Origin of the sequence: Sphingomonas sp., from assembly GCF_048594985.1 — a bacterium.
GTDB lineage: Bacteria > Pseudomonadota > Alphaproteobacteria > Sphingomonadales > Sphingomonadaceae > Sphingomonas_I.
In genome coordinates this window covers 1-13027 of sequence record NZ_JBMDXG010000007.1, presented here as the reverse complement: position 1 = coordinate 13027, position 13027 = coordinate 1, and the positions used below count along the sequence as shown (strand labels likewise).

General features: G+C 66.9%; 12 protein-coding genes and 1 tRNA gene. 7 read left to right on the top strand and 6 right to left on the bottom strand.

Translation table 11 applies throughout. The features are described 5' to 3' along the window. Positions 1 to 179 precede the first annotated feature (179 nt). On the bottom strand, positions 180 to 809 hold the full coding sequence (locus ACOJSF_RS00190) for a LysE family translocator (RefSeq protein WP_420140227.1): 630 nt from the start codon (positions 807 to 809) through the stop codon (positions 180 to 182). A gap of 68 nt (positions 810 to 877) precedes the next feature. On the opposite strand from ACOJSF_RS00190, the gene uvrC reads away from it, so the two are divergent. Then, positions 878 to 2794, top strand: coding sequence for an excinuclease ABC subunit UvrC (gene uvrC / locus ACOJSF_RS00185; protein WP_420140226.1), 1917 nt, complete (start codon positions 878 to 880; stop codon positions 2792 to 2794). A gap of 42 nt (positions 2795 to 2836) precedes the next feature. Beyond that, the gene (gene recO / locus ACOJSF_RS00180) at positions 2837 to 3568 is read left to right on the top strand and encodes a DNA repair protein RecO (protein ID WP_420140225.1); all 732 of its coding nucleotides are present in this window, start codon (positions 2837 to 2839) and stop codon (positions 3566 to 3568) included. 49 nt (positions 3569 to 3617) lie between these two features. On the opposite strand, the gene ACOJSF_RS00175 is transcribed toward recO, so the two are convergent. Together ACOJSF_RS00175 and ACOJSF_RS00170 are read right to left on the bottom strand one after the other, a co-directional pair. After that, complete coding sequence (locus tag ACOJSF_RS00175; RefSeq protein WP_420140224.1) at positions 3618 to 5012, bottom strand: DEAD/DEAH box helicase; 1395 nt, start codon at positions 5010 to 5012, stop codon at positions 3618 to 3620. 104 nt (positions 5013 to 5116) lie between these two features. Continuing rightward, the gene (locus ACOJSF_RS00170) at positions 5117 to 5542 is read right to left on the bottom strand and encodes a hypothetical protein (RefSeq protein ID WP_420140223.1); all 426 of its coding nucleotides are present in this window, start codon (positions 5540 to 5542) and stop codon (positions 5117 to 5119) included. Between the two features lie 96 nt (positions 5543 to 5638). On the opposite strand from ACOJSF_RS00170, the gene ACOJSF_RS00165 reads away from it, so the two are divergent. Then, positions 5639 to 7099 (top strand): FAD-binding oxidoreductase, encoded by a 1461-nt coding sequence (locus tag ACOJSF_RS00165; RefSeq protein ID WP_420140222.1) that lies wholly within the window; start codon positions 5639 to 5641, stop codon positions 7097 to 7099. 90 nt (positions 7100 to 7189) lie between these two features. Then, the gene (locus tag ACOJSF_RS00160; protein ID WP_420140221.1) at positions 7190 to 7933 is read left to right on the top strand and encodes a SapC family protein; all 744 of its coding nucleotides are present in this window, start codon (positions 7190 to 7192) and stop codon (positions 7931 to 7933) included. Between the two features lie 172 nt (positions 7934 to 8105). Here ACOJSF_RS00160 and ACOJSF_RS00155 read toward each other — a convergent pair whose 3' ends face one another. Then, a complete protein-coding gene (locus tag ACOJSF_RS00155; RefSeq protein ID WP_420140220.1) occupies positions 8106 to 8957 on the bottom strand; it encodes an N-formylglutamate amidohydrolase in 852 nt (283 codons plus the stop codon). Between the two features lie 153 nt (positions 8958 to 9110). Between ACOJSF_RS00155 and cpdR the strand changes: the two genes are divergently transcribed. From cpdR to ACOJSF_RS00140, 3 genes are all read left to right on the top strand, one after another. Beyond that, positions 9111 to 9485, top strand: coding sequence for a cell cycle two-component system response regulator CpdR (gene cpdR / locus ACOJSF_RS00150; protein ID WP_420140219.1), 375 nt, complete (start codon positions 9111 to 9113; stop codon positions 9483 to 9485). Between the two features lie 42 nt (positions 9486 to 9527). Next, positions 9528 to 9602 (top strand) — tRNA-Val (locus tag ACOJSF_RS00145). 118 nt (positions 9603 to 9720) lie between these two features. Next, positions 9721 to 10317: an NADPH-dependent FMN reductase gene (locus tag ACOJSF_RS00140; protein WP_420140218.1), complete on the top strand. Its 597-nt coding sequence runs from the start codon at positions 9721 to 9723 to the stop codon at positions 10315 to 10317. Between the two features lie 110 nt (positions 10318 to 10427). On the opposite strand, the gene cysN is transcribed toward ACOJSF_RS00140, so the two are convergent. Together cysN and cysD are read right to left on the bottom strand one after the other, a co-directional pair. Continuing rightward, positions 10428 to 12344: a sulfate adenylyltransferase subunit CysN gene (gene cysN / locus ACOJSF_RS00135; protein ID WP_420140217.1), complete on the bottom strand. Its 1917-nt coding sequence runs from the start codon at positions 12342 to 12344 to the stop codon at positions 10428 to 10430. Then, a partial coding sequence (gene cysD / locus ACOJSF_RS00130) for a sulfate adenylyltransferase subunit CysD (protein ID WP_420140216.1) occupies positions 12344 to 13027 on the bottom strand: 684 nt, incomplete at its 5' end. The genes cysD and cysN, both read right to left, overlap by 1 nt.

Sequence of the window (13027 nt, the reverse complement as noted above, 5' to 3'; positions counted from 1 at the left end):
CGCGGCTGCCGAACGCATCGCGATCGCCGAGGTACGCGCCAAGGCGGCCGATGCCGCCGCGCGCGCCGCCGCCGCGCTGATCGCCGAGCGTCACGACGCGGACGCCGACAAGGCGCTGATCGATCGCACCATCGCCAGCCTGGGCCAGCGCCTCAACTAAGGCGCCGGCCGCGCGCGGTTCAGACGCGATAGGCCAGCAGCCCGATCCCGAACGCACCGAACACCATGCCCGTCGCGCGGTTGAACGCGCGCCGGCGGCGGGCGCCCGACAGGAACGCCGCGAGCTGACGCCCGCCAAACGCATAGGCGACGTAGCAGGCGACCTCGATCACCGCGAAGGTCGCGACCAGGATCCCGAACTGCGGCCCCCATGGCTGATCGGGACGGATAAACTGCGGGAAGAACGCGCCCGAGAAGATCAGCAGCTTGGGGTTGCTGAGCCCCGTGAACAACGCGGTGCGGTACAGCATGCCCGCGCCGGGCGACGCCACCGGAATGTCCGGATGCAGGCCTGTCAGATCGCCGACCGGCGCCGTCCAGCTCTTCCATGCCAACCACAGCAGATAGGCGACGCCGATATAACGCAACGCTTCGAAAAGCGGGCGCGATGCGGTGAGCAGTGCGCCGAGCCCGAGCGACGACGCCGTCACGCACAGAATGACCGCCGAGAGGCAGCCGGCCATCGCCACCGCGCTGCGCCTGAAGCCGTATTGGACGCTGCGTGCCATGATGTGGAGCATGTTGGGCCCCGGCGTGGCGGCGATCACCGCCGTCGTGCACACAAAAAGCCACCAGGTCGTTGCGTTCATCTCGTTTCCCGTCGCGGCGCATGCATCGATCGCTGGCAACCGCCCGTCCTGCACCTTAAATCACCCATGTGAGTGAGACCACCGACCGCTTCAACGAGGAGAAGGCGACCTACGCCGTGCGTGGCGCCGAAGCGCCCGACCTCGACGCCGGCATAGCCGCGATCCGCAACGTCCTGAAAACGCTGCCCGTCCGCCCGGGTGTCTATCGCATGCTCGATGCGCGCGGCGATGTCCTTTACGTCGGCAAGGCGCGTGCGCTGAAGAACCGCGTCGCCAATTACGTCCAGGTCGCGCGCCTACCGAAGCGCCTGAGCCGGATGGTCGCGCAGACGCGTGGCATGACCGTGGTCACCACCAATACCGAGGCGGAGGCACTGCTGCTGGAGGCGCAGCTCATCAAGCGCTTCCGGCCCGCCTACAACGTGCTGCTGCGCGACGATAAGAGCTTCCCCTTCATCTTGCTGCGCGAGGATCATGCCTTCCCGCGCGCGCAACTCCATCGCGGCGCGCGGCGCGCCAAGGGGCAATATTTCGGGCCGTTCGCGGGGGCGGGGGCGGTGCGCAAGACGCTGACCGCGCTGCAGAAGCTGTTCCTGCTGCGCTCGTGCACCGACAGTTTCTTCGCCAACCGCACGCGGCCGTGCCTGCTGTTCCAGATCAAGCGCTGCTCGGCTCCCTGCGTCGAGCGGATCGATGCGGCGGACTATGCCGAGCTGGTCGACGATGCGAAGGCGTTCCTGTCGGGGAAATCGACCCAGGTGCAAAAGCGGCTGTCGACGCAGATGCAGGCGGCGGCGGAAGCGATGGATTTCGAGCTGGCGGCCGTGTTGCGCGACCGCCTGAAGGCGCTGACCTTCATCCAGGGGACACAGGCGATCAATGCCGAGGGCGTTGACGACGCCGACGTGTTCGCGCTCGCCTGCAAGCAGGGGCATATCGGCATCCAGGCCTTCTTCATTCGCGGCGGGCAGAATTGGGGGCATCGCGCCTTCTTCCCCACGCACACCGCCGACGTGCCCGAGGACGAAGTGCTCACCGCCTTCATGATGCAATTCTACGAGGAGGTGCCGCCGCCGCGCCTGATCCTGGTCGACCGCGCCTTGCCCGAACAGGAACTGATCGCCGAGGCGCTGGCCGAGAAGGCCGGGCGCAAGGTGGTGCTGAAGACCCCGCAACGCGGCGAGCAGCGGCGTATCCTTGCACAAGCCACGCGCAACGCGGAGGAGGCGCTCGACCGCCGCCTTGCCGAAGGGGCGACCCAGACCAAGTTGCTGGGCGAGGTTGCGGAGCTGTTCGAGCTGGACGCCGCGCCAAACCGGATCGAAATCTACGACAACAGCCATATCATGGGCACCAACATGGTCGGCGCGATGGTCGTCGCCGGGCCCGAAGGCTTCCGCACGGGGCAATATCGCAAGTTCAACATCAAGCACCCCGAGACCAAGGCCGGCGACGATTTCGGGATGATGCGCGAAGTGCTGGAGCGCCGCTTCGCCCGGCTGGAACGCGAGGATCCTGATCGCAAGTCGGGCGAATGGCCCGATCTGCTGCTGATCGATGGCGGCAAGGGGCAGGTGTCGGCGGTCTATCGCACGATGGAGGAAATGGGCGTCCACGACATTCCCGTAGTCGGCATCTCCAAGGGGCCCGACCGCAATGCGGGGCGCGAGCATTTCCACCTGCCCGATGGGCGCGAATCGATGCTACCGCCCAATTCGCCGGTGCTGTTCTATCTCCAGCGGCTGCGTGACGAGGCCCATCGTTTCGCGATCGGGGCGCATCGCACGCGCCGCGCCGCCGCGCTGACCACCAGCCCGCTCGATGAGGTGCCGGGGATCGGGCCGGCGCGCAAGAAGGCGCTGCTGCTGCACTTCGGCACGGCCAAGGCGGTGCGGAGCGCGGGATTGGAGGATCTGATGCGCGCGCCGGGCGTGTCGGCGGCGGTGGCGCGCACGGTCTACGATCATTTCCACCCGTCGGGATGAAGTCGGCGCTTCCCTTCCGATGCCGTCGGTCGGCCTGACGACATGCATGTAGAGGCGGAGGCCATCGTGTGCGCGGTGCGCGCGCATGGCGAGCATGGCGTGATCGCGCGCACGCTGACGCCACATGACGGGCTGCTCGCGGGCTATGTGCGCGGCGGCCGATCGCGGCGGCTGCGGCCCGTGCTGATGGCCGGCAACCGAGTGCGCGCGGAATATCGCGCGCGGACCGACGAGCAATTGCCCGCGCTCACCGTCGAACTGGTCGAGAGCCGGGCGATGCTGCTCAGCGAGCCGCTCGCGGCGGCGGCGATCGACTGGGCGACCGCGCTGACCGCCACCGCGCTCCCCGAAGGGCAGCCTTATCCGCGCCTCCACGCCGCGCTCGACGGCGTGCTGTCCGCCGTGGCGGCGGCGCCGACAGCGCGCGGCTGGGCCACGGCGCTCGTCCGCTATGAATTGCTGTTGCTCAGCGAGCTGGGCTTCGGCCTCGACCTCAGCGCCTGCGTCGCGACCGGCGCGGGCGAGGATCTCGCTTTCGTCAGCCCGCGCAGCGGCGGGGCGGTCAGCCGCGCGGCGGGAGAAGCCTATCGCGACCGCCTTTTGCCGCTGCCGGACTTCCTGATTGCCGGCGGGGCAGGGGGGTGGGATGCGATAATCGACGGTCTGCGCCTGACGGGGCACTTTCTGGAACGCGACCTGCTGCACGGCCGCGCGGCGGAGGCGCTGAGCGCGCGCGAGCGGCTGATCGAAAGATTGAGGCGTCTGATCGGGTGAGGGGCGCCGGATTCCCGTTCCGGTCGGAACAGGATGCGATCCTCTCCGGCTATTCGCCGATGACGGGGATGGTCTGACTGAGGAAACTCGGCACGGGACCATTCCAGTCCAGATCCGCGCCCCCGCTTCCCTGCGCCGGGCCGCGATCGGGGCGTGGTTCCGCCCTTGGCGTGGGGGGCGTGACCGGGGCGGGTGCGGCGGTGGAAGCGGGCGCGGCCTGGGGAGCAGGAGCCGCCGCCGTGCGGGGCGCTCCCTTGCCGCCACGACGGCGCCGCCCCTGCGCGGGCTGCGCCTCGCGCGCCGGCTCGGCCTCGACGGCAGTCGCCGTGGGCGCCTTGCCGATGCGGTCGATCTTCTGGCCGGTCAGCTTCTCGATATTCTCGACGGCCTCGGCATCTTCGGCCGTGATCAGCGTGAAGGCCTTGCCCTTGGCGCCCGCGCGTCCCGTCCGGCCGATGCGGTGGACATAGTCATCGGGGTGCCACGGCACGTCGAAGTTGAAGACATGGCTCACGCCCTTGATGTCGAGCCCGCGCGCGGCGACGTCGGACGCGACCAGAATGTTGATCTCGCCATTCTTGAAGCGATCGAGTTCGCGCAGACGCTCGGCCTGTTCCATGTCGCCATGGATCTGGCCGGCGGCGAAGCCATGGCGGCGGAGCGACTCGGTCAGCTCGCGCACCGTCGTCTTGCGGTTCGAGAAGATGATCGCGGTGGTGAGATCGTCGGCGGCGAGCAGCTTGCGCAACGTCTCGCGCTTGCCCCGGCTGGTGGTTTCGACCAACTTCTGTTCGATCGCGGCGTTGGCGACACCAGCCCGCGCGACTTCGACCTGTTTGGGGTTGGACAGGAAACGATCGGACAGTTTCTTGATCGGCGCGGGCATGGTCGCCGAAAAGAGCAGGGTCTGGCGGTTGGCGGGCAGCTTCGAGCAGATCTCCTCGATGTCGGGGATGAACCCCATGTCGAGCATCCGGTCCGCTTCATCGATCACCAGCGTCGAGCAGCCCGACAGCAGGATCTTGCCGCGCTGGAACAGATCCATCAGCCGGCCCGGCGTCGCGATGAGCACGTCGACGCCCTTCTCCAGCGCCTTCTGCTGATCCCCCATCGATACGCCCCCGATCAGCAGCGCCATCGTTAGCTTGTGATATTTGCCGTATTTCTCGAAATTTTCGGCGACCTGGGCGGCCAGCTCACGCGTCGGCTCCAGGATCAGGCTGCGCGGCATCATCGCCCGCGAGCGGCCGTGCGCGAGAATATCGATCAGCGGCAGGACGAAGCTGGCCGTCTTGCCCGTTCCGGTCTGCGCGATGCCGATCAGATCGCGATTCATCAGGACGGGTGGGATCGCCGCCGCCTGGATCGGCGTCGGTTCCACATAGCCCGAATCTTCGAGGGCGCGGAGCAGTTCGTCGGAAAGGCCGAGATCGGCGAAGGTCATGAGCGTCCGGTCGTGGAGCGGAAGGCGCGCCTTACATGGCGCCGTCGCCCCGGGCGCTAGCAACGAAAGCAGCCGTCCTGTCAAGCAAAACGGTCAAAAGCGCGCTATTTATCGGGCACGAGGCGGCGGAAACGATCGATCGGACATTCGCCGCCAGCGCGATCGCGGACCATGTCACGATCGCTGCAGATCTGCCCGTCGGCGGGAGGCAGGATGTAGAAGCCGCTATAATAATCTAGCCCGGGGCAGGAGGAGGAGAAGCGCGCGCGCATTCTTTCCCCGCCGCGCAGGACGAAGTCGACCCCGCCCTTCGCCAGTACCGCCGCGCCGAGAATGTCGCTAGCGGGTACGCAGCGCGGCCCTTTCTTCTCGCGGAACTCCTGAGGCGCGACCCGCCCCGCGCGCCAGCTTTCGATCCGCACGACCACGCGCGACCGGAAGATCTGCGCGATCTGGATGTCCTCGGCCGGGGAAACGCGCGCAGGAGGCGTCGACGCGGCAAGCGCGGCGGTCAGCGGCAGCAGGATCACCGGAGAATGCCCATCATCGCGGATGCCCGTCCCCTGTATGGGTTGAACGCTGGCTGAACTGGCAATGCGCCTCGTGGAGCCGCTATAGCTGCCACCATGTCCCACCGCCCCGATGCAACCCTGCTCTCAGCCCTCGAACGACGGCTGGGGCCAAAAGGGTTCACGGCCGATCCGCAGGCCGTCGCACCGTGGCTGACCGACTGGCGCGGGCGGACGTCAGGCCATGCCGCGGCGCTTTTGTCCCCCGCGACGGCGGCGGAGGTCGGGGACATCGTGCGCGTGGCGTCCGCCGCCGGCGTGCCGATCGTGCCGCAGGGCGGAAACACATCGATGGTCGCCGGAGCGATCCCGCCCGCTGACGGATCGGCATTGCTGCTTTCGCTCCGGCGGATGAACACGATCCGGTCGCTGTCACCCGAAGACAATGTCGCGGTGGCCGAGGCGGGCGTGATACTGTCGCAGCTCCACGATGCGGCGGAGAGGATCGGGCGGCGCTTCCCGCTGAGTCTGGGCGCCAAGGGTTCTGCGACGATCGGCGGCCTCGTTTCGACCAATGCCGGCGGAACGCAGGTGCTGCGGTTCGGGACGATGCGCGCACTGGTGCTGGGGATCGAGGCGGTGCTGCCCTCGGGCGAGCGGTTTGATGGACTGTCCGCGCTGCGCAAGGACAATCGCGGCTACGATTTGCGCCAGCTTCTGGTCGGGGCCGAAGGGACGCTCGGCATCGTCACCGCTGCCAGCCTCCGCCTCGTGCCGGCGATCGGGCAGCGGGCGGTGGCGTGGATCGGCGTCTCGGGGCCGGCGCAGGCGCTCGCGCTGCTGCGACGGCTGGAAGCGGGGATGGGGGAGGCCGTCGAGAGTTTCGAGTTGATGCCCGCCACCGTGCTTGATCTCGTGCTGCGCCACATTGCGGGTACGCGCAGCCCGCTGACGCGGCCCTCCCCGTGGAACGTCCTGATCGAGGCGACCGCGCCCGTATCCGCCCCCGACCCGCGCGAGACGCTGACGCGCCTGCTGGGCGAGGTGATGGAGCGGGGGGGCGTCGAGGATGCGGTGGTGGCAACAAGCGAAAGCCAGGCCGAAAGCCTGTGGAAGCTGCGCGAGACCGTGTCCGAGGCCGAGCGCGCGGACGGACCGGCGGTGAAGCACGATATCGCGGTGCCGGTCTCCGCCGCGCCGGACTTTCTGGCCGAAGCCATTCCGGCGGTAGAGGCACGCTTTGCCGGCACGCAGGTGATCGCGTTCGGCCATCTCGGCGACGGCAACATCCATTTCAATGTCGCGCCGCCGTCGGGTGTGGACCGGCCCGGCTGGATCGAGGCGCATGGGCCGGCGGTGTCCGCCTTCGTCTATGATCTCGTCGCCGGGTGGGACGGCACGCTTTCCGCCGAGCATGGCATCGGCCAGACCAAGCTGGCGGCCTTCGTCGACACCGTCGATCCGGTTCGCCTGGCGACCTTGCGCGCGATCAAGCGGGCGATCGATCCGCTTTGGATCATGAATCCGGGCAAGTTGATCCCCGCCGAGCCGGTTGCGCGCACGGCCGCAAGCCAATAGACGGCCGCTGCCGGCGGTCCTTTTGCCGCGGAACAACTGATCATTGGAGTTAGGACGATGGCGAGCGCCGCGCCCCAACAGGGCCTGCCCATGCTTTACAACGATGTCGTGCCGCTTTCGAGCGTCGAGCACGCCACCTGGAAGCTTCGCCCCCCGACGGGCCTGTCCTTCCTTTCGAACGTGCACGCCGTGCCGCTGGCGGTCGAGGAATTCCCGCTGGCGCAGCGTTATTTCCCGATCGTCTTCTCGCAGGGGACGGACGCGGTGCCGCTGGCGCTGATGGCGCTGAACGAGGGCGTCAACGTGTTCGTGAACGAGGACGGTAGCTTTTCGGCAGGGTATCTGCCGGCCTATCTGCGCCGTTATCCTTGGCTGCTCGCGAAGCTGAACCAGGACAAGGAGGAGCTGTCGCTCTGCTTCGATCCGAGCGCCGGCGTGATCGGTGCGTTCGAGGACGGCATGCCGCTGTTCCAGGACGGCCAGCCGACCGAGGTCGTGACCGAGACGCTGAAATATTGCGAGCAGTTCGAAGTGGCGGCCCAGAGCACGGGGCAGTTCATGCGCGAGCTCGAGCAGCTCGGCGTGCTGGAAGATGGCGAGTTCAACATCCAGCATCCCGACATGCCGCAGCCTTACCTCTATCGCGGCTTCCGCATGGTGAACGAGCAGAAGCTGCGCGACCTGCGCGGCGATCAGCTGCGCAAGATGAACCAGAACGGGATGCTGACCGTGCTTCACGCACATCTCTTCTCGCTCAATCAGATGAACGAGCTGTTCGCCAAGCAGTGGGATCAGGGCAAGGTGCCGCCGCAGCAGGTTGGAATCACGGGCTGATTTCGAAGAGGGCAGGGAAAAAATTTTCCTGCCCTTGAAACCTCTTCGCCGCTTACCTATTTTTGTTTTGTTCGATCGTGTTTCCCCCCTTTCACGGTCGGACCAGAGCGCGCTCTGCGCGCTCCCTCCCTGAACCTTGGCCACTCCGCACGAAAGTGCGGGGTGGCTTCTTTTATTCCGCCGCGAGCGGGAAACCCGATTGCGCCACTGCGGCCGCCTCCCGGGCGAGGCGCGCGATCAGCGCGCGGACGCGATCGAGCCCCGGCGCGGGATCGCGCATGTTCGGCGCGAGATACAGGGTCCGATCCACCTCGATCTGAACTGCGTGGATGCCCGCTTCCGGCCGGCCGTGCCGCTCCAGCGTATAGGCGCCCGCATAAGGCGCGTTCAGCGCCGCCGCATATCCCATGTCGCGCGCCGCCGCCGTCAGCCGCAGGCCGAGGCCAGGCATGGCCGAACGGCCTTGGCGGTCGCCGATCACGATCCGCGCCGGGCGATACCCGCCGAGCGGCGGCATCGAGTGACAGTCGATCAGCACGGCATAGCCGAACAGATGCCGGGCCGCTTCCAGTGCAGCGGCGATCGCGGCGTGATAGGGGCCGTGCGCCACGGCGATCCGCCTTTGTGCCTCCGAGGGGGAGGGCAGGACGCGCCAGAGCGGCTGACGTCCGATCCGGTCGGGAATCAGGCCGAGGCCCTGGCGTGCGCGGGCCGTCGGCGCCGATTTCCCGGCACCGCTTCGAAGAGCCGGCGGGAGATCCTCCTCGCCCCGGTTCAGGTCGATCCATGCGCGCGGCAGCCGGGCTACGAATGCGGTCGCGCCCTCGTCGACCGCGTGCGCGATCAGCAGGTCGGCGAGACGATCCTCCAGCCCCCTGATCGTTGAGGCCGGGACGGCGGCGGAGGCGATCAGCCCGTCCGGATAATCGCGCCCCGCATGCGGGACCGATAGAATGATCGGTGAGGCTGGGGAGGCAGGGCCAAGCCGCGTGAATGTCTCGCTGGGCTGGTCCGTCCGGCTCATCCCCGTTTGCTAACCCGATGCGCCCGCGGTCAAAAGGAAAAATCGCGCAATTGCCAAGGATGGGGCCGCGCCGTGCGCAAAGCTGGAATTTGTTTACCGTCTGGGTAATATTGCGCTGCGGAGCAGCACCGTAACGGTCGCCCGGAGATCCAGATGGTCCGTATCCTTCTTGCCGAAGACGATGGCTCGATGCGCGAATATCTGTCGCGCGCGCTGGCGCGGACGGGATATGCCGTGACCTCGGTCGAAAGCGGGATCGCGGCGCTCGCCGAGCTGGAGCTTGGCGGGTTCGATCTTTTGCTGACCGATATCGTGATGCCAGAGCTTGACGGCATCGAACTCGCGCAGCGCGCGGGCGCGCTCTATCCCGACATGCGGGTGATGTTCATCACCGGATTCGCCGCCGTCACGCTGCAGAACGGATCGCTGCCGCCCGAGGCGAAGGTGCTGTCGAAGCCCTTCCACCTGCGCGATCTGGTCGCCGAGGTCGACCGCATGTTTCAAATCGGCAGCGCGGCCGATCTTTGATGGTTGCGCGATCCCGATCGCTCCGTTAGGAGCGCCCCCCACGGGCGTGTAGCTCAGTGGTAGAGCACTGTGTTGACATCGCAGGGGTCGCAAGTTCAATCCTTGCCACGCCCACCAGATCAAGCCTCGGAGAACGTCATGTTTTCCGGGGCTTTTTCATGTCCGGCTGACATGTAATACCGCCGCGCGGGGCGGGCGAGTTGCGCGGGGCCGGTCCGCTGGCTAGGCGGGCAGGATGGCTGAGACATTCGCGCCCCTGATCCTCGGCATCGGCGGGACCTCGCGTCCTCATTCGACCAGCGAATTGTCGGTTCGGTGCGCGCTCAACGCGGCGGCGGCGATGGGCGCGCGCACGCGCCTGATTGACGGGGCGCTCATCTCCGGACTGCCGCTCTATGTCCCGGGCCGGACGGAACGGACGGACGACGAACTGGCGTTCGTCGACGCAGTGCGCGCGTGCGATGGCGTGATCGTGGCGTCGGCCGGCTATCACGGCAGCATCGCCGGCCCGATCAAGAATGCCCTCGACCTGATCGAGGATCTGGCGCGTGACGATCGCCCCTATCTGGATGGCTGTGCGTTCGGTGCGATTGTCTCCGCCTTCGGCTGGCTGGCGTGCGGTACAACGCTCGTTGCGCTCCGATCGGTGGCGCATGCGCTGCGCGCCTGGCCGACGCCCTATGGCGCGGGCTTCGTCGCGGAAGGCAGGATGTTCGAAGAGGACGGCACCGCGATCGACCCTAAGGTTGGTGCGCAGATCGGCTTGGTCGCGCGGCAGGTGGTCGACTTCGCGCGCTGGCGCCGCGCCGGGCGGGATGCGAATCAGGCTTAATGCCTCGGCATGGGCGCGTCGCTCTTCGCGCCGGCCAAGAGCTACCCGAAGGGGGGCGCCGGTGGCGTGCTTCGTTCAATCAGCCCCACGCGCGGGACCAGCGGCAGCCCTCACCGGTCGAGAAGGTGGTCGACGATGAGGTCGGCGGCCTGTTCGGGTGACAGGCGCGCGGTGTCGATCACGATTTCCGCCTGTTCGGGTCGCTCGTACGGCGAATCGATGCCGGTGAAGGTGGCGAGCTGGCCCGCGCGTGCCTGGGCGTAGAGCCCCGTCACGTCGCGGCGTTCGGCCTCCTCCAGGCTGGTGTCGATGAACACCTCGATGAACTCGCCCGGGGGCAGCATCTGCCGCACCATCTCCCGTTCGGCGCGGAAAGGCGAGATGAAGGCGGTGATCACGATCAGTCCGGCATCCGCCATGAGCCGCGCCACCTCGCCCACCCGCCGGATATTCTCGACCCGGTCGGCATCGGTGAAGCCGAGATCCTTGTTGAGCCCGTGGCGCACGTTGTCGCCGTCGAGCAGGAAGGTGTGGCGGTTCATCCGGTGCAGTTTCTGTTCGACCAGATTGGCGATGGTCGATTTGCCGGCCCCCGACAGGCCTGTCAGCCACAGCACGGCGGGCTTCTGCCGCATCAGCGCGGCATGCTTGTCGCGTGTGATGTCGGTCGCCTGCCAGTGGACGTTGCGTGCTCGGCGCAGCGCGAAATGGATCATGCCCGCCGCGACGGTCGCGTTGGTGAATTTGTCGACGAGGATGAAGCCGCCGAGATCGCGATTGTCCGCATAGGCTTCGAAGACGATGTTGCGGTCGGTCGACAGGTTGCACACACCGATCGCGTTGAGATCGAGCGTCTTGGCCGCCAGATGCTCCAGCGTATTGACGTTGACCTGATATTTGGGCGGCTGGATGCTCGCCGTGACCATCTGCGTGCCGATCTTGAGCCAGTAGGGGCGGCCGGGCAGCATCTCCTCATCCGCCATCCATACGATCGTCGCTTCGAACTGGTCAGCCGCCTCGGGGGGTGCGTCCGCGACCGCGATCACGTCCCCGCGCGAGCAGTCGACCTCGTCCGCGAGGCAGAGCGTGACCGACTGGCCGGCGACGCCTTCGTCGAGATCGCCGTCCATCGTCACGACGCGCGTGACCGTCGACTGACGGGCGGAGGGCAGGATCCGGACGGCGTCGCCTGGCCTGATCGTCCCGTCCGAGATCAGCCCGGAAAAGCCGCGAAAGTCGAGGTTGGGGCGATTGACCCATTGGACCGGCATGCGAAACGGCTTGGCCCGGTCGGCGTCGGCATCGATCGCGACCGTTTCCAGATGGTCGATCAGGGTCGGGCCGGAATACCAAGGCGTACGGTCCGAGCGGAGCGAGATATTGTCGCCCTTGAAGCCCGAGATCGGCATGGCGGTGAAGCTCTTGATGCCGATCGACGTCGCGAAAGCGCGATAATCGGCGACTATCGCGTCATATTTCGCCTGATCATAATCGATCAGGTCCATCTTGTTCACCGCCAGCACCAGATTCCGGATGCCGATCAGGTGCGCCAGGTAGCTATGGCGGCGCGTCTGGACCAGAACGCCCTTGCGCGCGTCGATCAGGATGACGGCGAGGTCGGCGGTCGAGGCGCCGGTGACCATGTTGCGCGTATATTGTTCGTGGCCGGGCGTGTCTGCGACGATGAACTTGCGCTTGTCGGTCGCGAAGAAGCGGTAGGCGACGTCGATCGTGATGCCCTGCTCACGCTCGGCGGCGAGCCCATCGACCAGCAACGCGAAGTCGATATTCTCGCCCTGCGTGCCTACACGCCGGGAATCGGCCTCCAGCGCGGCAAGTTGGTCCTCAAAGATCATCTTCGAATCGTAGAGCAGACGGCCGATCAGGGTCGATTTGCCGTCGTCGACCGAGCCGCAGGTGATGAAGCGCAGCAGGCTCTTGTGCTGATGCCGGTCGAGATAGGCGTCGATGTCCTCGGCGATCAGACTGTCGACCCGATAGACGCTGTCCTGAACGGGCCCGTCCATTAGAAATAGCCCTCCTGCTTCTTCTTCTCCATGCTGGCGTCGCCAGCATCCTTATCGATCGCGCGTCCCTGCCGCTCGGAGGTGGTGGTGAGCAGCATTTCCTGGATGACTTCGGGGAGGGTGGTCGCCTCGCTTTCGACAGCGCCGGTCAGCGGATAGCAGCCGAGCGTACGGAAGCGGATCGAGCGCGTCACCGGCTCCTCCCCCGACAGCAGGCGGAAGCGATCGTCATCGACCATCAGGAGAAGCCCGTCGCGCTCCACGGTCGGGCGGGGAGCGGCAAAGTAGAGCGGCACGATCTCGATGCCCTCGAGATGGATATATTGCCAGATGTCGAGCTCGGTCCAGTTCGAGATCGGGAAGACCCGGATCGACTCCCCCTTGGCCTTGCGAGCATTGTAGAGGTGCCACAATTCGGGGCGCTGATTCTTGGGGTCCCAGCGATGATTGGCCGAGCGGAAGGAGAAGATCCGCTCCTTTGCGCGGCTCTTCTCCTCGTCGCGCCGCGCGCCCCCGAAGGCGGCATCGAAGCCATGGAGGTCGAGCGCCTGCTTCAGCCCCTCGGTCTTCCACATATCGGTGTGAAGCGCGCCATGCTCGAACGGATTGATCCCGCGCCGCTCGGCTTCGGGATTGCGATAGACGAGCAGTTCCATGCCGCTCTCGTGCGCCATCCGGTCGCG